We start from the raw sequence: 20183 nt of genomic DNA, 5'->3' as shown, positions 1-20183 counted from the left end.
GTCGCCGATGCCGCGGGGGGAGATCGACGAGGCCTGGATCGAGGAGGCGGTGCGGCGCTACCGCCGTATCGAGTCGTTGCAGGCCGAGTTCGACCAGGCCGTGTCGACGGTCGAGGTCACCGTCCGTTCGCCGGACGGGTTGGTCGAGGTGGTGGTCACCGCCGCCGGCCGCATCACCGACGTCCGGTTCCTGGGGCCACTGCACGCCCGCAGCCCGCGCGACGTGGCCGGCTCGGTGCAGGCCGCGGTCACCGCGGCGGCGGACGCGGCCGAGTGGGCCCGGGAGAAGCTGCACAACGAGACGTTCGCCGCCTACCGACCGCTCGCGGGGGCCTGACATGGACACGCTGCGCGCGCTCTCCGCCCGGCTCGACGAGGCGAGCGCCACGCTCACCACCCTGTCCCACACCGTCACCGCCAGTGATCCGGCCCAGGCCGCGTTCGGCGCGGACGCCCCGGGCCGCCCCGGCGAGATCGGTCGCGCGCTGCATCGACAGTGGGCCGCCGCCACCGACGACCGGGCCCGCGAGGCCCGAGCCGCCGCCGGCCGCCTCGCCGCCGCCGCCGCGGCCGTCCGCGAGGCCGCCGACCGGTACGCCGAGGTCGACCGCGCCGCCCGCCGCCGGATCACCGGAGAGCCGTGATGGACCCACTGGACCGGCTCGCCGAACCCGGCCTCAACCTGCTGCGCCGGGTGGACGCGTTGCTCGCGGCCGGTGTTCCCGAAGGGCACCGGGTGTGGCCCCTGCTCCGCCGGATGCAGGTGCTGCCCGGCGACGCCGTCCGAGGCTTCCTCGACCTGCACCCGGCGCCGCTCGTCAGCGCCGGGCACGCCGTGCGCCGGCTCGTCCGGGGGTACGACGACGTCGGCGCCGCGCTCACCGACCCCGTGCTCTGGTCCGGGCCGGCCGCCTCGGCGTACGGGCAGGAGCGTGCCGCGCTGCTGCGCCACCTGGACGAAGGGCCGGAGAGCCTGGTCGGGCGGATGGAATCCACCGCCGGGTACGCGGACGCGCTCGCCGACTGGGTGGAGGGCAGCCGTCTCGCCCTCGCCCGCACGCTGGCCGACCTGCTGCGCTCGGCCGAGGCGGTGGCCGTGGTCGCCGCCACCGCCGCCGGCCCCCCGAACCGCCTGACGCCGGTCGGGCCGGGCGTCGCCGACGCCGCCGAGATCGCCGCGCGGGTGCTGGCGGTGCTCTGCGTCGCGTACGACGGCGCCGAGACACTCCTGCGCCAGTGGGCGCCGAGCCTGGCCGAGTCCACCTGGCGGTCGCCGACTCAGGAGCGCGCCCGCTACGACCAGCACACCAGGGTCGGCTGGTAGCAGTACCCCCGCCCGCTCCCAGGCCTGGTCGTGGTCGTTGGTTTGCGGGTCGGCTCGTGGCGTTGCTCAGGCCCAGATGTGTCGGTCCGCGGCTATCGGCCACGGCGTTGCTCCGGGGCCGGTGGTGGTGGTTCCCGCGCGGGCCACGCCGTTGCTTCGGGCCGGTGGTGGTGGTTCGCGGGCAGGCCACGGCGTCGCTCGGGGCCGGTGGTGGTGGTTCCCGCGCGGGCCACGCCGTTGCTTCGGGCCGGTGGTGGTGGTTCGCGGGCAGGCCACGGCGTCGCTCGCGGGCGCCAGAGCAGAGCCGGCGCGCACGGCGACGCCGTGGTCTTCCCCCTGCACCCCCCGCAGGTCTGCCTCCACTCAACGCTGTCCGGCAGCGTTTGTCCCCTTCCCGGGCACGGATTCAACCGTCCGGGCGAGGATCATCGGCACGACGGGTGGCCCGGCAATCGGTCGAGTCGACGGTCATGGATGGAGATGGAGGTATCGCCCGCCGCGTTCTCCGCGGTGATCCGTCGTAGGGTGGGGGGATGGGCATGCTCTGCGCGGTCAGCTTCAACCGGTACGGGCGGCTCTACTACCTGGACCCGGGCGAGCTGCGCCCCCAGGTTGGCGACCGGGTGCTCGTGCCGACCGACGACGGACCCGAGGTCGCCGAGTGCGTCTGGGCCGCCCAGTGGGTGAGCGAGGAGACCGACGGCTTCCCCCGGCTGGTGGGGTTGGCCGGCGACGACGACCTGCGCCGTGACGAGGCGCTGCGCCGTCGTAAGGCCGAGGCGAAGGTGGCGGCCAAACGGCTGATCCGCGCGCACGGCCTGCCGATGAAGGTGGTGGCCGTCGACCATGTGCTCGGCTCCGCCGACGGCGGCGGCGAGCGCAGCACGGTCTACTTCACCGCGCCGCACCGGGTGGACTTCCGGTCACTGGTCCGCGACCTCGGCGCCACCCTGCACTGCCGGGTCGAGCTGCGCCAGCTCTCGGCGCGCGACTCGGCTCGGGTCCAGGGCGGCATCGGCTCATGCGGTCGTGACCTGTGCTGCGCGACGTTCCTCACCGACTTCGAGCCGGTGACCATCCGGATGGCCAAGGACCAGGACCTGCCGCTCAACCCGCTGCGGATCTCGGGAGCCTGCGGTCGACTGATGTGTTGCCTCAAGTACGAACATCCGCTGTACCAGCGCTTCCAGGAGACCGCGCCCGCCGTCGGCAGTCGGGTGACGACGCCCGAGGGCAGTGGTCGAGTGGTCGGCCACAGCGTGCCCCGCGACGCGGTGACCGTACGCCTCGACGCGGACGGCTCCCGCTGCTCCTGCTCCCGCGCCTCCGTCTGCGCCCCCCGCCAAGCCCACGACCAGCACTACACCCCCTAAAACCCCACCCCCACCCCTCACCCCTCACCCCCACCCCGCCAGCCCGCGTTGATCAAGAGGTTCGCGTCAAAATTCGGGCTCCGGATGACGCAAACCTCTTGATCAACTAGTGGTCCGGTCAGGTGAGGACTACGGGGGGTTCGGTTAGGTGGGGGGTTAGGGGGGTTTTGGGGGTCAGCCAGCTTGCGGTGGGGGACTGGTCGGGGTTGACCTGCCAGTCTCGGGACACCCGGTCGACGCCGATGGCGTAGACGGTCAGCGTGCCGTCCGGGTCGATGCGCAGCCGCAGGAACGACTTGGAGTCCTCGATGCCCTGGCCGGCGAACAGTTCGTTGACGTTCACCCCGAAGGCGCCTGCCACCAGCAGATACGCTGCGACCAGCTGACTCGCCACCAGCCCGATGACCGGGCCGTACACCACCACGGCGGCGACCGCCGGCAGCGGCCATGGCCAGTCGTAGAACGGCAGCGCCAACCAGACCCAGGTGCCGCCGGCGGCCAGCGCCACATGGGCCACACCGTGGCCGACGCCGAGGAGCCAGTGCCGGGCGTGCCGCTTGCCGCTGGCGCTGGGCGGCTTGGCGAACAGGATCGCCGCGATCACCGTCACCAGCACCATCAGCACCAGCGGAACGCTGAACAGCCGTTGGTCGCTGCTGTCGCCCCAGTTGGCCGTCGCGCCCGCCATGGCAAGCATCAGCAGGGTGTGCAGGGTGCCCAGCAGGGTCGCGAAGCCCGGGTTGCGGAACGGTAGTCGGCCGAAGATGCCCCAGCCGTAGCGGCGCGAGCGGGCCGCGTCTGGGTAGCGGGCCACCAGGTCGTACGGCTGGGTGCGGCTGGCCCGCCGGGCCAGCGTGTCGCGCGGTGGTACCTCGAGGCGCTCGGGCAGCTTGTGCGTGGGGTACAGATAAGCCCCACCACCGCCGCAGGTGATCAACTGCCGGTCGTGCCCGGCATAGCGGGCGTAGTGGTGCAGGTCGCCGGAGAGCAGCAGCCGCACCCGGGCACCGGTCGGGTCGATGATTGTCCGTACGAAGTAGTCGACCGAGTCGTACGCCGTCGGGTCGTCGGCGGCCTTGACCCACGTCGGCGACGGCGTCGCGATGATCACCTTTGACTCCGGGGTGAGCCGCCGGGCCACCTCGTCGAAGTAGGCCAACTGCGGATCGTCGAGGTACGAGCCGGACTGGTCGTCCACGCCGAGCAGCCACCAGCCGGCCGGCAACTCCACCGCGAAGTACGACCGTGACTGCCCGGTGCGCCAGCCGGCGAAGTTACGGTCCCGGGAGCGGACGAACAGCCGCAGGAAGGCGGTCAGGCCGTCGTACCAATCGTGGTTTCCCGGCACCGCGAACAGGGTGGGACGGTCGGGCGGCGTCGCCGGCAGCGCCGCCTGGTAGGGACCCTTGCATCGGTTCTCGTACTCGGCGTAGGCCGCCGACGGGTAGACCTGGTCGCCGCCCATCACCAGGGTCCGCGCCCGGGGCAGCCGGTGCCCGTCCACGGTCAGCTCCGGCTGCGCCAGCAGGTACGCGACGGAGTAGGTGGCGTGGAAGCCGTCGCCGAGGTCGGCCACGTAGTCGAGCCAGAGCCCACCGTCCGGCCCGGCCTGGCGGAAGATGTCGTCGCCGAAGGCGTTCTGCAACTCGCGCTTGTCGAGGTACGCGCCGAAGAGGATCGCCAGCAACGTCCGGATGCCGGTGCTGATCAACAGGAACGGCGCCAGCCACGGCACCGGCTTGCGAGGGGTGAAGCCCAGTTCCAGCGGGTCGGTGGAGCGTGGGCGGCGAGGAGCCGGCTCTCCGTCGGGTTGCGCGTCCGCCGGTGCCTGGTGATCGTCGCGTTCGTCAGTCACCCGCCGCAGCGTAGTACCGGTCTGCGTGCGCTGCTGTCTGGTAATTGGCCGGATGGCGGTGCTTGTCCGTTTGGCGGCGGCGGGAGCGTCGGGGTATCCCGCTCGGCCCAGGGGTACGGGGTGCCGTACACTTGCTGATCGTTGCCGCCTTAGCTCAGTCGGCTAGAGCGACGCACTCGTAATGCGTAGGTCGACGGTTCGATTCCGTCAGGCGGCTCGGCACGGAAGCCCAGGTCATCGACCTGGGCTTCCGCCGTTTCTCAAGGTCCAGGACACCGCCGCCGGACGCGCCAGCCCGCACCCTGCGACCGCTCCGTTCAACCGGTTGACGCCCGCTTCCAGGTCGTTATCGAACAGCCCGCCGTACACGTCAAAGCCGCCCGCAAACCGGCCGCGCTCGGACTGCTGGCGACGGAAGAGTCGGCAGCGGCCGGCACGCCGGCTGGTTGCAGGTGCTTCCGGCGGTGATCTTCAACGGAGATCGGCTTGAGGGGGCGTGGCGGTACATGTCAGACGAGGAGTCCCTCATCGGCGCCGCGCTCGGGTCGGGCGACGCGGCGGGCGCGCGGGCGCTGGCCCGCCGGATCGGTGTCGCCTCACGGGTGCGGCCTGAGACGGCGGCCGGCGCAAGGATGCCCCGACAAGTTGCCACTGCGCATTTCCCGGCAAACGCCATCCCACCCGAAAATCCACTGAGGATGAATTGGCGTGGATCTCGTAACATTGATGGCGGACGTTCGGTCGAGGAGCGGGGAGTGGTGGCATGAAGTTCGACATGGGGGCTCAGACGCTCGGCAGTCTGACCAAGCAGACGCAGGGTTCCTCCGATGATCTCGGTTCTCTGATCAAGCAACTGATCACCGCGGCCGAGCCGTTGCAGGGCAACTTCAACGGGGCCGGGCGGGTGGCATTCGATTCGTTCAAGGCGAACGCCGATTCGATCACCGCCGAACTGAACTCCTCCCTGGGTGCGATTCTGGGCGGCCAGAGTGGAATGGACTCCTCGTTCGGTCAGGGTGACACCGAGATGTCCGACAATGCGAGGTCGTCCGAGGGCACCGCGAACTTCGACGCCGCCAGGTTCTCCAGCAGCCGCTGACACGGGGAGTGACAGTCATGACAGACCGACGCAGTTTCGATACCGGCACGTCGCAGCAGGTGCAGGGTGACCTCGCCGGCATCATCGGGCGGCTCGAGTCACTGATCTCGCAGCGCAGCTCCGACGTCGCGGCCGCGATGGCCGACTTCCAGGCCGATGGGGTGTCCGAGGAGTACCGGACGGTCGAGGACCGGTGGAACCGGGGAGCGGGCGAGGTCCGCACGATCATCGACCTGGTCAAGACCACCATGACGAAGAACGACGAGACGGCGAACACGACGCTGTCCCGGGCCCGCTCTGCGGTGCAGTCGATCGGTTGAGCCGTTATCCGACGAGTTGTTGACGAGGGAGCACGAGCGTGAGCGCGTGGGATATCTCCCCCGGTGGAGTGCGCGACGTCCTGACTCGTACACATGCCGCGGCCATGCCCTTCGAGGGGCAGATGACGAGCTTGAACTCGGCGTTGGAGGGATCCGCCACTGAGTCCAGTTCGGAGATCGTGGGCCAGGCGCTTCAGGGCTTCGTGGAGTCGATTCGGACGGATCTCGAGTTCGTGTTCACTCGCACGGGGGCGTGCATGCAGGCAGCGGCGCAGGCGACGAACGCCTACGTCGAAGGTGATCTGGAGATGGCCGCGAACGCGCAGCGCAGTGCCGCGGCGGCACCCGACCCGTCGGCCACGATGCCGGGGCCGGGCGGTGGGGCGGTGCCCCGATGATCAATCCGGGGGAGATTCCGCAGATCCCCGGCAACATGGATGCGCTGGCCACCCACGCGCAGACGGTTCGGACCGCTGGCGTCGACTTCGCCAACACCGGCCAGGCGGTCGACAGCACCTGGCAGGGGCTGGCGGCGGTGTACACGGCGCCAGAGGCGGCGCAGCTCTTCGCCGCCACCGGCCCGGTGCGTACGGTGTCGGCCTCGGTGGGCGAGGACATCCAGGCGGTCGGGGCCGCGCTGGCCACGTACGCCACCGAGGTCAAGGAGATCAAGGCTCAACTCGCCGCGCTGAAGGGCCAGGCGGAGGAGTTCGTCGGCTCGATCAAGGACGACGAGGACTGGCGCGAGGACCAGGGCAAGGTCGACAAGCACAACGGCCTGATCACCGCCGTGAACACGCAGGTGGCCGCGTTCTTCGAGGCGCAGCGCAAGTGCGCCAACACCATCAACGCGCTGTACGGCGGCCTCCAGTATCGGGCCGACAACGCCGACGGTCAGGCCGACAACGGCGAGTACGGCTTCACCGCCGACACGCTGAACGCCGCCGCCGGTGAGGACGGCGCCCTGCCCTGGGGTAGCAACGAGGAGCACGACCGCGGCTTCTTCGGCGACGTGGGGGCGTACTTCGTCGGCATCGGCATCAGTTTCGTCACCATGCTTCAAGACCTGGGCGGGCTGATCGGCCGGGATCCCACCACGGGTGAGTGGAGCTGGGGCACCGCCGGTCAGTCGTGGCTGGGGCTCGGCAAGTTCGTGTGGGCGGTCTCGATCTACGTCAACCCGGTGACGATCGTGATCGACCAGACGGTCGGCATGCCGTTCATGGAGCAGCGCGAGGCGGGCAACCTCCTGCTCAACGCGGGCAAGACCATCATCGCGTACGACACCTGGGGCGAGGACAAGTCGAAGGCCGCCGGCATGGCCACCTTCAATATCGTCTCAGCGATCGTGGGTACCAAGGGTGCCGCCTCCGGGCTGCGCGGCGCGGGCGCGGCGGTCAACACCATTCGAGGCAGCGCCACCGCCGCGCGGATCGGCGCCGCGTTGGTCCGTACCGGTAACTGGCTCGACAAGCTGCCCACCGTCGGCGAGGTGGCGATCAACTTCGCCAGGAAGTTCGACATCAAGATCCCGCAGCTCGGGTTGGTTCCGGCGATCGCCGGCGACGTGCCGATCGGGCGTGGCTTCGACGTCGAGATGCCCAACGTTCGCGGTGGCGACGCGATGCACATGGACGGCGGCAACGGGCCGGGCGGCCATCTGCCTGGCGGGAACACGCCGGGCGGTCACGTCCCCGGTGACCTGACGCCCGGTGGGCATATCCCGGACGGCAACGCCCCCGGTGGGCACATCCCTGACGGCAATACGCCGGGCGGGAACCTCCCCGAGGGCAATACTCCGGGCGGCAACATCCCGGACGGTAACGGGCCTGGCGGCAACCTCCCGGACGGCAACGGGCCTGGTGGCAACCTCCCGGACGGCAACGGGCCTGGTGGCAACCTTCCGGACGGTAACGGGCCTGGTGGCAACACCCCCGACGGGAACCCGCCGGGCGGAGGAAACGCCGATCGTGGGCGGGATCTGACGCCGGATGAGCAGCAGCGGTTCCTCGACCAGGCTGGCCGGCTCGATCCCGCAGCGCGGGCTCAAGTCCAGGATCTGCTCTCCCGTACCGATCTGCCGGACGGCATGGCCAACCAGGCGGCGCGGGACTTCATGGACCTCCAGGACTCCGGGCGGCTGGCGGGAGGCGTCGACCGACAGGGAGACATCTTCCGCGACGTGCTGAACAACCTCAGCGGGGACCGGTCTGCCTTCGAGGGGGCCGCGACGGAGCTGCGTGCCGCAAACGAGGTGCTGCAGAGCGGCGATCTGGCGCCCGGCAGCAAGATCGGTCTGAACGTCGTCGCCGGTGAACGGGTCAACCTGGGCAACGGCACGGTCGTCGACACCGGGCGCATCCCCGAAAGCGATCTCGTCTACCAGACCGCCGACGGCAACGTTCACGTGACGGAGGTCAAGGCCACCGCACAAACCGTGGCCAACAAGTTCCGATCCGATCCTGCTCAGTTGGATCGCATGCTCGACTGGCGTAACGGTGCCCCGGGACGTGAGGTGAGCGTTCGGGTCGGCACCGATGAGGGCTGGACGGGACTTTTCAGCCGCGCTGGCAACGATCCTCCACAGATGGCGATTGAACGGCTCGCCGATCAGAACGTACCGATCAGCATCGGCGGGCGTACCTTGACCCCGCAGCAGTTGACCTCGCTGCAGGAGGCGGTGGAGCGGGCCGCAGCCGACCCGGCGCATCCGATGCGCAAGCCGGGCGCCTGGTTCGGCGAGCACCTGCCGAATCTCGAAGCGGCACGTGACTTCCTCAGGCCCTACGGAGTTGATTTCCTGTGACCGATCCCTGGGTTACCCCCGAAATGCTGGCCGCCGTGCCAGTCCCATGGCGACTGGCGGATCCCGTCGAGCGTGGAAAGGCGACGCGCGAGCTGCCGCCCAGCCCACCACAGCGGGCCGAAGCCCTGCGGGCGTTGGAGACGTGCCTCGCCTATCTGGTGGACGTCCGGGACCGTTACGGCGACGACACCGATTGGGGACTTCCCAAGGCGTTCTTCGACGACTACTGGTTCATTCTGTACACCCGGCTGAAGCAGTCGATGCCGACTCTCGCCGACGTCACGCCCGAGAAGGTGCGCGCCTGGGCTGACGCGTACCTGGACTCGGAGGACGTCTTCGGCGTCACGTGGACGACGCCACCGGACGAGGTCATCGACAGCATTGGTCGATCATGGGCCTTCTTCATCCTGCAGGGAGCGACAGAGAGCCTGGTCCGCTGGTTCCGCAACGTGGGGCCCGACCAGTTGGACGATTCGGAACGAGCCCGGGTGGTCAGTCTCCTCAAGGAAGCCACACCTCGACTGCAGTGGCGTCTGACGATCGTCACCATTCCGGCGATTCTCGATCTCGACGGCTCGGCGGAGAAGGGCTACTTCGATCGTCTGGCGAACGATCCGGGCCTCCACGAGAAGACCCGCGCCGAGGCGGAGAGTGTGAGCGCGTTCATCGACCGCCAACACGAGCCGATCTAGTTGTCATGGGGGAAAGGGCGTGAGTGTTTCAAGCTACCTGGTGTGTCCGTCGCGCCAGTTGATGATCGGGCTTGGTAAGCGGCTGAGAGAGCCGAGTGGGACGGTCATCGGATACTCCATCGGTAACCACTTGACCTCCGAAGATCCCCAGCTCACGCAGGCGCTCTGGAAGTTTCTCGCCGACACCGCCGGTGCCGGACTTGTCGTTAAATTCAGCGACGACGAGGACTTCGAGGAGATCGCGGGCTATCGCGAGCTCGGCGGGGATGAGCACGGCGACATCACGATCGAGGACTACGTGCGCACAGGCGTCTAGGGTTGCCTCGCCCTGAACCGACGTGTTGACGCGATATGTCGGCGGGGCGTCGGCGATACTGTCGAGGTGGAGTACGTGTCCAGGGCGCCGCGACCGCCGCTGGACGCGCTGATCGACGACCTCTATTACCTGGAGGGTTCGTCGCCGTACGCCCGGCTGATGTTGCCGCCGATGCCGGCGGCGCTGCTCATCGTCAACCTCGGGGCGCCGTTTCGCATTCGTGCCGGTACCGACATCGAGACGGTCGAGTACGCCGACGGCTGTGTCGTCACCACTCCCACCCGCGTCGTGGAGTTCGGGTACCCACTTCGGACCCGGTCCGTCGGCGTGCACGTCAAGCCGTGGGGACTGGCGCCGTTCCTACCGATGCCCGCGGTCGAGCTGTGTGACCGGCCGGTGACGTTGGAACAGGTGTGGGGCCGGCCCGCCATTGCCGAGCTGCGCGACCGGCTGGCTACGGCGGACGGGCCCCACCAGATGCTGACGCTGCTCGAGGACGAGCTCATGCGACGGCTGCGCGGGACCAGCGGCCTGGGGTTGGTTCGTCATACGAGCAGCGTCATCGCCGCGACCAGCGGGGCAGTGGCCATCGACGACCTGAGGGTCTCGGCCGGCGTCAGCAGCACGCACCTGGTTCAGCGGTTCAAGGATCACGTCGGCGTTACCCCGAAGCGGCTGGCCCGCACCTACCGCTTCGCCGCCACCGTGCTCACGATCGACCCTGCCGGGCCGGTTGACTGGGCCGAGCTCGCCAGCGGCGCGGGCTACTTCGACCAGGCCCACTTCGGCCACGAGTTCCGAGCGTTCACCGGGCTCACACCGACCCGGTACGTCGAAGTCCGGCGGCGGTTCTTGCGCGAGCACCCCGGCCACGTGTTGGACGGTTGGCCGCTGCCGGTCGATTGATTTTCTACAAGAGCGGCAGCTCACGGCACGCTACCTTGGGGCGTCTCAGAGCAGAGGAGAGCCCGTGGGCAAGGTGGTCATGTACGGCTCGGTGTCGGTGGACGGCTTCGTCGCGGACGACAGCGACCAGCCGGGACCGCTCTTCGACTGGCTGGCGAACGGTGACGTCCCGCTGGACGAGAGCGGCATGGTGAAGGTCTCGCAGACGTCCTACGACTACACCCGGCCGTACTGGGACCAGATCGGGGTGACGGTCGTCGGCCGCCACGTCTTCGATCTGACGGACGGCTGGGACGGGAAGCCGCCGAGCGGGATCGACCACGTGGTCGTCGTGACGCACCGGCCGCCGCCCGAGAGCTGGGACCCCGCGACGCCGTTCCACTTCGTCGGCGGCGTCGAGGCGGCCGTGGCCCGAGCGCGGGAGCTTGCGGGTGACCGCGTGGTCGAGGTCGCCGCTGGCGACGTCGGTGGCCAGGTGCTTGCCGCAGGCCTGATCGACGAGGTACGCATGGACGTCGTACCCGTGGTGCTCGGCTCCGGGAAACGTTACTTCGGGTCGGTCGACGCGCAGCACCTGCTGGAGGATCCGGACGTGGTGATTCAGGGCAACCGGGTGCTCCACCTGCGCTACCGGGTGCGCCGCTGACCGGTGTGGTCAGGCGATCGGCGGGTCAGCCGCCATAACCGGCGTTCAGGCCGTAGCGACGCAGCACCGCGCCGAGCGTCTCGTACGGCGCGCCCGGACCGCCGTCCAGCCGGTACCACCACGCCCGTCGGGCACCCCGCCCGAAGGGCCGACCCACGACAACCTCGTGCTCGGACTCGACGGGGTTTTCGTGGTGGCCGACGAGGATGCCCCACGGCAGCGCCGGCATGCTCGGTCGGCTCGACCGCAGCCCGCCGGACCGGCCCGGATGCACGGACACGATCAGGCTGCGGGCGCTACCCGCCAACTTCTCGGCGAGTCCTTCGAGCGTCGCCGCATCGACGACCGACAGGGGCGGGCCGGCCAGCCGGAGTTGTTCGCGGACGCCGACGTCGACCCGTTCGACCGTCAGGACCCCGAGCGTCGTCGTCTCGTCGTCGCCGCCGACGATGGTCAGGCTGGTGGGTGCCGGCGCGCGCGTTCGACAGAATGCGGTGAGTTCGTGGCGTGACCACGGTTCGGTGACCGGTTCCGCGACGCCCCAACCGGTCGGCTCGGCGCCGGTGAGGGCGCGCACGGCGGCCTCGGCGCTGGCGCCCAGCCGCAGGGCCTCGGTGGCGGGGTGCATGGTGACGATCTGGATCTCCAGGCCACCCGTCCACGGTGTGTTCGTGGGCAGTGTTCCAGCGGTCTGCGCGGCGTCGGGTCTGGCGAAGCGGTGACCGTCCCAGCGCAGCGGCAGACCGGTGAGGCCGTCCCGGTACTCCTCGCCCGCCCGCACCACCCACTGGCCCTGCGCCTGGGCGAGCATCGTCTCGAACGGGTACGTGATGACGCCGTCCACCGGCGTGACGACCTGGAGCAGCAGACCGTCGCGTACCGCGTCGACGGCCGCCTGCGCGAGCCACGGTGCCAGGCCGACCACCGCCCGGTCCTGGTGCAGGACGACGGCCCGGTCGGTGATCGTGTCGGTCGCGCCGTTCATCGGCTCTCCCATGTCCGCCCTCCGGTGATCTCGACCAGCGCGGCGGTGAAGCGACGGGCGACGTCCGCGGCCTGCGGGTCCGCGCCCGGCGCCCGGCTCTCCACCCACCACACCGGCTCGGGTACGTCGTCGGCGGGCGCGAGGCCGAGGAGCCGCCGCGCCTCCCCGGGTACGCGCACGAGGCGCGCGGCCTCGACGCTCAGCAGGAGCCGCCCGTCGAGGGGATCGAACAGTTGCACCAGCCCGACCGCCTCGACGGTGTCCATCTTCAGCTCGGAGCCGGCCGCGAGCAGGGCCCCGAGCATCGCGGCCGCATCGGGCTCGGCGCGGCACAGCGCCACCGTGTCGAACGTCATCAGTGCTCCTTCGTCTCACCGGTGAACGCGGTCTGCACCATGCGGGGACCGTCGCCGGGGCGGATCAGTTGCGCGCGGCCGGTCGGCAGGACCATGGGCCGCACGCCGGAGAACAGTTGGCCCTCCGTCCGGTCGCCCGACATGAGCAGGCTGAGGCAGCCGGCCTCCCGTACGGCCAGCGGGAACGGCTCGAACAGGCCGCGTGAGGCACCGGCCACCCGGCGGGCCATCACGACGTGCAGCCCGGTGTCGCGGCCGGCCGCCACGTGCGGCACCAGCGCGCCGAGCGGCTGGGTGGCCGACGCGGCCAGGATGTCGTAGTCGTCGATGAGCAGCACGATCCGGGTACGCGCCGCCTCCGGCGACTGCCGTTTCGCCAGCTCGTCGGAGACCGCCCTGGAGAGTTGCTGGGCGAGCGCCGGGTTCGGGGCGTACCCGCCGCAGTAGGAGTCGGGCACCACGTCGGCGAGGGCACGACGCGGGTCGAACACGGCGAAGACGAGTTCCTCGGAGTCGTACTGCCCCATCAACTCCTCGGCGACCAGCCGCAGCAGGTTCGTCTTGCCCGTCCGAGGGTCCCCGAGCACGAGGAGGTGCTGGTCGCGGCCGAAGAGGTCGAGGGCGGCGGTGGAGAAGTCGTGCTCGTAGCGGCCGAAGGGAACCACCCCGTGACCGGAGGGCGCGCCGGCCAGGTCGGCCACGGGCAGCACGGCGGGCAGGACCCGCACCGGCGGCGGCAGCGCGCCCGTCCAGGCCGCCCGTACCGATCGGGCCGCCGCGACCAGACCGGCGACCGCCGGGTCGGCGACCCCGTCCAGGCGGGGAAGCGCCACCTGGGCGAACAACTTCTCGCTGGTCAGCGCCCGACCAGGCTGGTCCGGTGGTACGGCTCGGGCCTGCCTGCCGTCGATGCTGGATTCGGCGGGCTCGGTGAGCCGCAGCTCGACGCGGTTGGCGAAGGCGACCTGCTGGGCGGCGCGGACCTCGTTCCATCGCCGGGCCGTGCCGACCACGTGGATGCCGTAGCGACCGCCCCGGGCGAGCAGGCCGTGCACCTTGCCTTCGAGACCTTCGAACTCGGCGTTGAGCTGTCCGTACCCGTCGATCAGCAACACCACGTCGACGCAGCCGACCTCGGTGCGTACGGCTTCGTCGGCGTTCCGCAGGTCCTCGACCGTGTCGAACTGGTGGCGGGTGAAGATGCGCTGCCGCCGGGTGAGCATCGCGTGCACCTCGTCGACGACACGGCGAACACGCTCACGGTCCTCGCGTCCCGCGACGCCGCCGACGTGGGGCAGCTCGGCGAGCCCCGACAGGCCGTTTCCCAGCAGGTCGATGCCGTAGATCCCGACGTCGGTGGGACGGCGGGTGGTGGACAGGCTGAGCGCGAGGGTGCGCAGCGCCGTTGTCTTGCCGCTGCCGGGCCCGCCCAGGATGAGCAGGTTGCCGCCGCTCCCCGCGAGGTTCAGCACCCAGGGGCCCTGCCACTGGCGGGCCGGGTCGTCGAGTCGGCCCAGCGGAACCGGCAATCCACCGCCGGGCGGCGGGCTCATCCCCAGGCGTACGCCATCGGGTGTGGTGCTCACTCCGCCGGCCATCTCGTCGAGGGTGAGCAGCGACGGCAGGGGCGGTAGCCAGATCGCCGGGACGCGCTGCCCGCTCGCCGCCATCTGCCGTACCACCGTGGACAGCAGGGTCGGTCCGGTGGTGCGCCGGGTGGCCGTCGGCTCGGCCGGCGCGCTCTCGTCGACGTCGGCGCGGGCGGTTCCGAACATCGGCATCGGTTTCGCCAGCGGTCCGACGATCGGGGCGAGCTCGGCGTCCGCACCCTCGTCGAGCGGGCCGGACACGTAGGCGGCCTTGAACCGCTGGTAGATCGACACGTCGACCTTCAGGTACCCGTTCCCGGGCAGCGGCGGCAGGTGGAACGCGTCGACCGTGTCGAGGACGGTGCGCGACTCGATCTCGGTGAGCGTACGCAGGCCGATCCGGTAGGCGAGATAGTTCTCCAGGCCGCGCATCTTGCCCTGCTCGACGCGCTGGCTGGACAGCAGCAGGTGCACGCCGATGGACCGCCCGATCCGACCGATGCGCAGGAACAGGTCGATGAACTCCGCCTTGGCGGCGAGCAGTTCACCGAACTCGTCGATGAGCACGAGGAGGTGGGGCAGTGGGGGTAGGTCGCTGCGCTCACCCTGGGCGCGGAGCATCTGGTACTCGGTGATGTCGGTGACCTTGCCGGCGTCGGCGAGCACCTGTTGGCGGCGCTGCACCTCGCCGTCGAGGCTCGTGTACATCCGCTCCACCAGCGCCGCGTCGGCCGCCAGGTTGGTGATCAGCCCGGCCAGGTGCGGTAGGTCGCTGAACGGCGCGAAGGTGGCCCCGCCCTTGTAGTCCACGAGGACCATCGCCATCCGCTCCGGCGGATGACTCGCCGCCAGGGCGAGCACGAGCGTACGGAGCAGCTCGCTCTTGCCCGAGCCGGTCGCCCCGACGCACAGCCCGTGCGGCCCCATGCCGAGCTGCGCGGGCTCCTTCAGGTCGAGCAGCACCGGACGCCCGGCGGGATCGACCCCGATCGGGACACGGAGAAAGTCTCGCTCTCCACGTGGCCGCCAGAGGCTGGTCAGGTCGAGGTCGGTGAGGTCGGACAGGCCCAACAGATCCTGGAAGTCGGCCGGTGGGGTGCCGGTGCCGTCGTCGTAGGAGTCGGCGGACAGTCGCAGCGGTGCGACGCTGCGGGCCAGTCCCTCCACGAGCGGACCCGGCGCCGCGTCGAGGGTGCCTCGTACGGTCATGGCGGGGGACGCGGTGAGGTCCTCCAGGGTGACCGAGTCGCCGTCGATGGTGATCCGGCGGGAGACGTCGCCGGGCTCGTGCAGCCGGTCGGCGAGCAGGTGGACCACCGTGACGCCGAGGCTGTCCAGTCCGACCGTCGGGTCGGGGCTGGCCAGCACGCGAGCCAGCTCCCCGTGCGCGTCGTCGATGACCAGCAGGCGCGGTCGGGCCTTCGCCTCGGCTCGCCCGCCACCGTGGCGGAACGCCTTGAGCGCGCTGGTGGCCCGCTCCTCCAGGTCGTCGCGGAGCAGTTCCACGAGCGTCTGCGCCGTCGTGACCAGCAGCGGGGTCGGGCCGGACGGGCCGATCGAGGTCCGGTCGAGCAGGTGGGGCAGCCACCGCGCCCACCGCCAGTCCCGGGCCCGTTCCGGAGTGGTGATGATCGCGAGCGTCACGTCGTCCGGTGCGTGGAACGTGGCGACCTGCACGAGGATCGCCCTGGCGACGGCCACTGCCTCCGCGTGGTTCGGCGCTATCACGCTGACGTCCCCGGCGCAGTCGAGGTTCGCCCGCAGGGGCAGCCCGGGTGTCAGCGCGAAGCGGCGGATCAGTGAACGCGCCTCGTGACGCATGAACGGATCGAGCGGGTTGGTGGGCGTGCTCTGCTCGCGCAGCTCGATGGGTCGCACCGGCAGCGCGCCCACACCCAGTCGTACGTGCAGGAAGTCGATGTCGGCGCGTCGGCGCTCCCAGAGCCGGGCGGGGCTGCGGATCACGTCGAGCAGCCGGTTCACGGGCGGGTCGAGGAGGCTGGCCTCCGTACGCATCCGCTGCTCGCTCTCGCGCAGCTGGTCCCGCAGCTCCTCCAGATAGTCCTGGTAGCGCTCGCGCTGCGCGCGGCGCTGTCGGCCGGCCTTGCCCAGCTGGGTGAGGTACATCGCTCCGGCGGCGCCCAGCGCCGCCACCATCACCACCGCGCCGAGGGCCGCGAACCCCGAGCCACGCAGGAACATCATCATGCTCATGGCCACGCCCGCGCCGGCCATCGGCAGCAGCGCCTGTAGCCCCATCGCGGACCGGCCGTCGGGCAGTTGCGGTGGCGGGTCCAGCACCAGCGGGTCCATCGTTGACATCGGGCGGGCCATCCGGGCCGGGCGGTGCACCATGCGCGTCGACATGCGGTCCTCCGGTCAGGTCTGCCGGGCGCGGGTCAGGGCCAACGCGGCCGCGCGGGTCACCTCCACGAGTGTCGCCTCGCCGATCCGTGACGGCGTGATGAGCGCGCCGGCGGCCAGGTGACGGTCGTAGGGCAGCGCCACCACCGGTACGCCGGTCTGCCCGATCAGCTCCCGTGCCGCGCGCTGGTCCAGCGTCGAGCGGCCGTGCGGGTTGCCCGCGCTCAGCACGACGACGACCCGGTCCAGCCACGCCCCGTACCCGTCGTCGACGATCCGACGGAGGGCCTGGTAGGTGCCCCGTACCCCGTCGGGTGTGGCCGCCGCGACGAGCACCACGGCGTGCGCGTCGGCCATCACCCCCGCCGGGGTACGGGCCTCCAGGCCGGGTGGGCAGTCGGTGACGGTGACGGCGAAGAGGCGCGACAGCGCGCGGGTGACCGCGGTGCACAGGTTCGCGTTGGTGGTGCCGCCCGGCAGCACCCAGAGGCCCGTCCCGGTGCGGGGTAGGAGTGGTGCCAGCTCGCGTAGGTCGCCGCCTCGTGCCGCGAGCAGGCCGGGTGCCAGCTGGTGCAGCGACGGCTCGCTCGGCACGCCGAGCCGCCAGGTCAGTGAGCCCTCGTACGGGTCGGCGTCCGCGGCGAGGACCGGATCGGCACGACGGGCCGCGAACACCGACGCCAGCAGCGCGGCGACCGTGGACTTCCCGGCGCCACCCTGCACGGAGGCCACCGCGATGCGCCGGCCGGTGTGTACGGGCGACTGCACCTCGGCCGCCAGGTCGGTGAGTTCCCGGTTCTGCCGGCCGCTGGCGAACATCTGGCTGGCGCTGCGCCAGGTACGCCGTAGCGCGGAGTCGCCGGAGGGGGGACGGCGTGCGATCGGCGGATTGTTCGGTTCGGCCACCGAGGGACCGGCCGGCGGTGCGGTTCGCGGCACCGGAGGAGCGCTCATGCCACCCCCTCTCTCAGAAGGTGTCGAGTAGGCGTGAGTAGAGCCCGAACACCCCTACGGCGACGGGCACCAGCGCCATCACGGTGAGGGCTTCGACGCGGTCAGCGACCTGTCGGCCCCGCGCCAGGATGTGTGGCGGCGGCCGGTACGCCAGGATCGCCAGGGACACCGCGCAGACACCGAGGGCCGCCACGGCGGTGGCCCACCACGTCTCGGGTCGCTGGTGTATCCAGCTCAGCAGCAGGCCACCCACGACGGTCAGCGTGCCGGTCACCAGCGCCACCACTTCGGCCGCCAGCGGGAAGGCGCGCATCCGCAGCAGCAGGGCGGCGGCCACGAGGACTGCCAGCGTCAGTGGCCACGGACCCGGCGTGGCCGCCAGGACGAGCCCGGCGAGCGTCGCCGAGGTCGCCGCCGCGATCGCCGCGACAGCCAGTCCTCTGTGCGCGGAGTCGACGGCGGCCTGTACGGATACGCGGTTCACCGGCTCGTCGTTGCTGCGTCGGTCGTCGAGGCGGGTGAGGCCCGAGGTGATCAGCGCGAACCGGGGTAGCAATCCCAGCACGCCCACCGACGCGATCGCCATCACCGCCGCGGTCCGCTCGTCGGAGACGCCGAACAGCAGCGGGGTGCCCCAGCCCGCGACCAGGAGGAGTGCTGTCCCGCCACCGAGGAGGCCGGCGCGGCCGTTGCCCGTCGCCGCGCCCACGGTCAGGACGGTGCAGCCGATCACCACGGCCCACAGCGCCAGCTGTCCGGCGCCGGTGTCGGTCCAACCGGGCACGGTGGTCGTCACGATCGCGGCGCCGCTCAGCAGCACCGCCACCCCGACGGCCCGTCGGCCCGCCACTCCGAGGAGGAGGCCGGCCAGGGCGACCGCGCCACCGACGACGCTGACCAGGGCGGGACCGAGTCGTGGGCCGGAGAACAGGGCGGCCGTGGTGGCGGCCACCAGGCAGGCGGTGGTGGCGGTCCACGTCCGAGGGACGTCACCCCACCGGCCGCGTCGACGCGTGAGATCGTCGCCGACCTCGTCGGAGACGTCGTGGACGATCGCCGCCGGTGGTGCCTCCGAGATGGGATCGACCCGGAGCAGGGCGCCGTCGGGAACGGCGGCCTGCCGCAGACTGCCGGCGGGATCGAGCACCGTACCGTCGAGGGTGCTGATCTGGTAGCCGCGCGAATCGTCCGTCGGTGGGTGGCCCACGAGGGCGACGACCTCGGGCAGCAGCAGGCCGAGTGGTTCGTCGGCGGGCAACACGAGGTCGATGCGGCGGTGTGGCCCGGCCAGGGTCACCCGACTGAGGTGGCCGGCGGACGCGAGGGTCTGCGGACCGGTCATCGCTGGCCTGTCGGCTGAACCGCTGCCGGGTTGCGTGCCCGCTGTTGCTCGGCGACGACGTTCTGCAGGAAGGACCAGCCCACACACACGGCGCAGGCCACCGCCGCGAGCACGAGACCGGCCCGCAGCCAACGGAAGCCGTCACCCGTGGCGCGGACGCGGCGCTGCCTGCCCCACAGCAGCAGCTCCCGCATGCGGGCACGGCGAACCGCGACCGACTCGATGAGCTGGGTGTCGAATTCCCGGGCCACGGCTCGATTCTATCCACGGCCGCTAATTCGATTGGGGGCGACGATCACGCGCTGCCGGTGAGCCTGCCACGCCAACGCGTCGACGATGATCAACCTATGAAGGGCCGGTGGCTCCGAGTGCGGCGGCCACTCGGGCTGCCTCGTGCCGGCCCTGGTCCCGTCCGGCGGCCACGAGCCCGGGTACCACGGACCGGTCCGTCACGCTCGCGCCCTGCGCCCGCTTGGAGGCCGTGTCGCGCAGCAGCAGCTCGACCGGGCGGCCCTTACCCAGGGCGGCGCGCTGCTTCTCGATCCGGGCCCACGGCCCGATGGCGGCGGTGCTGGGCGCGAGGGCGATCACCGGGCCGTTCCCGGGTGCGAGGTCCAGGTTGAGGCTGGATCGCATGCCGCCGTCCATGTACCGGTGACCGTCGATGGCGACCGGAGCGGCGGACTGCGGCATGGCGCAGCTCGCGGCGACCGCGTCCACGAGGGGTACGCCGTCGTGCCGCGTGAAGAGGCGCAGGACGCCGGACTCGACGTCGACGGCGGTGACGCGCAGGTCGGCGTCCTTCCAGTTGTGGTCGGGGAGGCGGGCCTCGGCGATCCGGCGCTGCCGCGACGGGTCGTCGATGGGTGCCGCGAGCGCGAGCTTGCCGAGGCGACGGGCGGCCTGCTCGGGGCTGCGGGCGAACAGCTGTGCCCGGGCGAGCCGCAGGAGGCTGAGCAGGCCCAGCGCGGGCCCGGTCTCGTGGGGTACGCCCTGACGCTGGCGCTCGTACAGCTCGGGCAGGGGTGTGCCGCTGGCGATCTGGGCGCCCACCACCGCGCCGGCGCTGGTGCCGAGAAGCACCGCGTCCGGGCCCACGGTCAGTCCCTCGTCGGCGAGGCCGGCGAGGACGCCCACCTCCCAGGCGATGCCGGCGACTCCACCGCCACCGAGCACCCAGACCGGCCGCGTGTCGTCCGTCATCGCCATCCTCCCGCCATGTTACCGCTAACGCTGTTCGCAGTTTGACGCTAGCA

At 71.1% G+C, this 20183-nt stretch carries 20 protein-coding genes and 1 tRNA gene; 13 read left to right on the top strand and 8 right to left on the bottom strand.

What is annotated here, in order from left to right; genetic code table 11:
• The first annotated feature begins 7 nt into the window (after positions 1–7).
• The 4 genes from AB0B55_RS15750 to ricT all read left to right on the top strand — a co-directional run bounded on the left by AB0B55_RS15750 (position 8) and on the right by ricT (position 2697).
• Positions 8–337 (top strand): YbaB/EbfC family nucleoid-associated protein, encoded by a 330-nt coding sequence (locus AB0B55_RS15750; protein ID WP_355049259.1) that lies wholly within the window; start codon positions 8–10, stop codon positions 335–337.
• Between the two features lies 1 nt (position 338).
• The gene (locus tag AB0B55_RS15745) at positions 339–644 is read left to right on the top strand and encodes a hypothetical protein (RefSeq protein ID WP_357123703.1); all 306 of its coding nucleotides are present in this window, start codon (positions 339–341) and stop codon (positions 642–644) included.
• A complete protein-coding gene (locus AB0B55_RS15740; RefSeq protein ID WP_357172015.1) occupies positions 644–1324 on the top strand; it encodes a hypothetical protein in 681 nt (226 codons plus the stop codon). The genes AB0B55_RS15745 and AB0B55_RS15740 overlap by 1 nt, the downstream gene beginning before the upstream one ends.
• Positions 1325–1857: 533 nt before the next feature.
• Positions 1858–2697 carry a regulatory iron-sulfur-containing complex subunit RicT gene (gene ricT / locus AB0B55_RS15735; protein WP_357123709.1) on the top strand — a complete coding sequence of 280 codons (840 nt, stop codon included), beginning with the start codon at positions 1858–1860 and terminating at the stop codon, positions 2695–2697.
• Positions 2698–2815: 118 nt separating this feature from the next.
• Here the strand turns inward: ricT and AB0B55_RS15730 are convergent, their stop codons facing one another.
• Positions 2816–4552, bottom strand: coding sequence for a metallophosphoesterase (locus AB0B55_RS15730; protein ID WP_357172014.1), 1737 nt, complete (start codon positions 4550–4552; stop codon positions 2816–2818).
• A 143-nt stretch (positions 4553–4695) separates the two neighbouring features.
• Here AB0B55_RS15730 and AB0B55_RS15725 point away from each other — a divergent pair.
• From AB0B55_RS15725 to AB0B55_RS15685, 9 genes are all read left to right on the top strand, one after another.
• A tRNA-Thr gene (locus AB0B55_RS15725) sits at positions 4696–4769 on the top strand.
• A 546-nt stretch (positions 4770–5315) separates the two neighbouring features.
• A complete protein-coding gene (locus tag AB0B55_RS15720) occupies positions 5316–5651 on the top strand; it encodes a hypothetical protein (protein ID WP_357123716.1) in 336 nt (111 codons plus the stop codon).
• Between the two features lie 17 nt (positions 5652–5668).
• Positions 5669–5971: a pore-forming ESAT-6 family protein gene (locus AB0B55_RS15715; protein ID WP_357172013.1), complete on the top strand. Its 303-nt coding sequence runs from the start codon at positions 5669–5671 to the stop codon at positions 5969–5971.
• A 38-nt stretch (positions 5972–6009) separates the two neighbouring features.
• Entirely contained in the window at positions 6010–6369 is a 360-nt protein-coding gene (locus AB0B55_RS15710; RefSeq protein WP_355049251.1) for a DUF6507 family protein, read from the top strand.
• Positions 6366–8777 (top strand): hypothetical protein, encoded by a 2412-nt coding sequence (locus AB0B55_RS15705; protein ID WP_357172012.1) that lies wholly within the window; start codon positions 6366–6368, stop codon positions 8775–8777. The genes AB0B55_RS15710 and AB0B55_RS15705 overlap by 4 nt, the downstream gene beginning before the upstream one ends.
• Positions 8774–9469 (top strand): hypothetical protein, encoded by a 696-nt coding sequence (locus tag AB0B55_RS15700; protein ID WP_357123723.1) that lies wholly within the window; start codon positions 8774–8776, stop codon positions 9467–9469. The genes AB0B55_RS15705 and AB0B55_RS15700 overlap by 4 nt, the downstream gene beginning before the upstream one ends.
• A 19-nt stretch (positions 9470–9488) precedes the next feature.
• Entirely contained in the window at positions 9489–9785 is a 297-nt protein-coding gene (locus tag AB0B55_RS15695; protein WP_357123726.1) for a hypothetical protein, read from the top strand.
• 75 nt (positions 9786–9860) lie between these two features.
• The gene (locus AB0B55_RS15690) at positions 9861–10691 is read left to right on the top strand and encodes a helix-turn-helix domain-containing protein (protein ID WP_357172011.1); all 831 of its coding nucleotides are present in this window, start codon (positions 9861–9863) and stop codon (positions 10689–10691) included.
• A 64-nt stretch (positions 10692–10755) separates the two neighbouring features.
• Positions 10756–11337 carry a dihydrofolate reductase family protein gene (locus tag AB0B55_RS15685; RefSeq protein ID WP_357123732.1) on the top strand — a complete coding sequence of 194 codons (582 nt, stop codon included), beginning with the start codon at positions 10756–10758 and terminating at the stop codon, positions 11335–11337.
• A gap of 25 nt (positions 11338–11362) precedes the next feature.
• Here AB0B55_RS15685 and AB0B55_RS15680 read toward each other — a convergent pair whose 3' ends face one another.
• The 7 genes from AB0B55_RS15680 to AB0B55_RS15650 form a co-directional block, all read right to left on the bottom strand.
• Entirely contained in the window at positions 11363–12322 is a 960-nt protein-coding gene (locus tag AB0B55_RS15680; RefSeq protein WP_357172010.1) for a DUF6177 family protein, read from the bottom strand.
• A complete protein-coding gene (locus AB0B55_RS15675) occupies positions 12319–12678 on the bottom strand; it encodes a hypothetical protein (protein ID WP_357172009.1) in 360 nt (119 codons plus the stop codon). The genes AB0B55_RS15680 and AB0B55_RS15675 overlap by 4 nt, the downstream gene beginning before the upstream one ends.
• Complete coding sequence (gene eccCa / locus AB0B55_RS15670) at positions 12678–16634, bottom strand: type VII secretion protein EccCa (RefSeq protein ID WP_357172008.1); 3957 nt, start codon at positions 16632–16634, stop codon at positions 12678–12680. Before eccCa ends, AB0B55_RS15675 begins: the two co-directional genes overlap by 1 nt.
• A gap of 12 nt (positions 16635–16646) precedes the next feature.
• Complete coding sequence (locus tag AB0B55_RS15665; RefSeq protein WP_357123745.1) at positions 16647–17585, bottom strand: hypothetical protein; 939 nt, start codon at positions 17583–17585, stop codon at positions 16647–16649.
• Positions 17586–17598: 13 nt separating this feature from the next.
• Entirely contained in the window at positions 17599–18927 is a 1329-nt protein-coding gene (gene eccD / locus AB0B55_RS15660; RefSeq protein WP_357123749.1) for a type VII secretion integral membrane protein EccD, read from the bottom strand.
• Positions 18924–19178, bottom strand: a complete 255-nt coding sequence (locus tag AB0B55_RS15655; protein ID WP_355049238.1) for a hypothetical protein — start codon at positions 19176–19178, stop codon at positions 18924–18926. Before AB0B55_RS15655 ends, eccD begins: the two co-directional genes overlap by 4 nt.
• Positions 19179–19272: 94 nt before the next feature.
• Positions 19273–20130, bottom strand: coding sequence for a patatin-like phospholipase family protein (locus AB0B55_RS15650; protein ID WP_357123753.1), 858 nt, complete (start codon positions 20128–20130; stop codon positions 19273–19275).
• Between the last annotated feature and the right edge of the window lie 53 nt (positions 20131–20183).

The sequence above is a fragment of the Micromonospora sp. NPDC049107 genome (assembly GCF_040648595.1).
Classification (GTDB): Bacteria; Actinomycetota; Actinomycetes; order Mycobacteriales; family Micromonosporaceae; genus Micromonospora.
The sequence above is the reverse complement of the archived record's forward strand: the minus strand, read 5'-3'. Positions and strand labels throughout refer to the sequence as shown.

What these genes read in the sequence shown, in the direction of transcription:
- AB0B55_RS15750 (WP_355049259.1), top strand. Translation starts at nt 8, where the DNA reads ATGCCGCGGGGGGAGATCGACGAGGCCTGGATCGAGGAGGCGGTGCGG.
- AB0B55_RS15745 (WP_357123703.1), top strand. Translation starts at nt 339, where the DNA reads ATGGACACGCTGCGCGCGCTCTCCGCCCGGCTCGACGAGGCGAGCGCC.
- AB0B55_RS15740 (WP_357172015.1), top strand. Translation starts at nt 644, where the DNA reads ATGGACCCACTGGACCGGCTCGCCGAACCCGGCCTCAACCTGCTGCGC.
- ricT (WP_357123709.1), top strand. Translation starts at nt 1,858, where the DNA reads ATGGGCATGCTCTGCGCGGTCAGCTTCAACCGGTACGGGCGGCTCTAC.
- AB0B55_RS15720 (WP_357123716.1), top strand. Translation starts at nt 5,316, where the DNA reads ATGAAGTTCGACATGGGGGCTCAGACGCTCGGCAGTCTGACCAAGCAG.
- AB0B55_RS15715 (WP_357172013.1), top strand. Translation starts at nt 5,669, where the DNA reads ATGACAGACCGACGCAGTTTCGATACCGGCACGTCGCAGCAGGTGCAG.
- AB0B55_RS15705 (WP_357172012.1), top strand. Translation starts at nt 6,366, where the DNA reads ATGATCAATCCGGGGGAGATTCCGCAGATCCCCGGCAACATGGATGCG.
- AB0B55_RS15680 (WP_357172010.1), bottom strand. Translation starts at nt 12,322, where the DNA reads ATGAACGGCGCGACCGACACGATCACCGACCGGGCCGTCGTCCTGCAC.
- AB0B55_RS15675 (WP_357172009.1), bottom strand. Translation starts at nt 12,678, where the DNA reads ATGACGTTCGACACGGTGGCGCTGTGCCGCGCCGAGCCCGATGCGGCC.
- eccCa (WP_357172008.1), bottom strand. Translation starts at nt 16,634, where the DNA reads ATGTCGACGCGCATGGTGCACCGCCCGGCCCGGATGGCCCGCCCGATG.
- AB0B55_RS15665 (WP_357123745.1), bottom strand. Translation starts at nt 17,585, where the DNA reads ATGAGCGCTCCTCCGGTGCCGCGAACCGCACCGCCGGCCGGTCCCTCG.
- eccD (WP_357123749.1), bottom strand. Translation starts at nt 18,927, where the DNA reads ATGACCGGTCCGCAGACCCTCGCGTCCGCCGGCCACCTCAGTCGGGTG.
- AB0B55_RS15650 (WP_357123753.1), bottom strand. Translation starts at nt 20,130, where the DNA reads ATGACGGACGACACGCGGCCGGTCTGGGTGCTCGGTGGCGGTGGAGTC.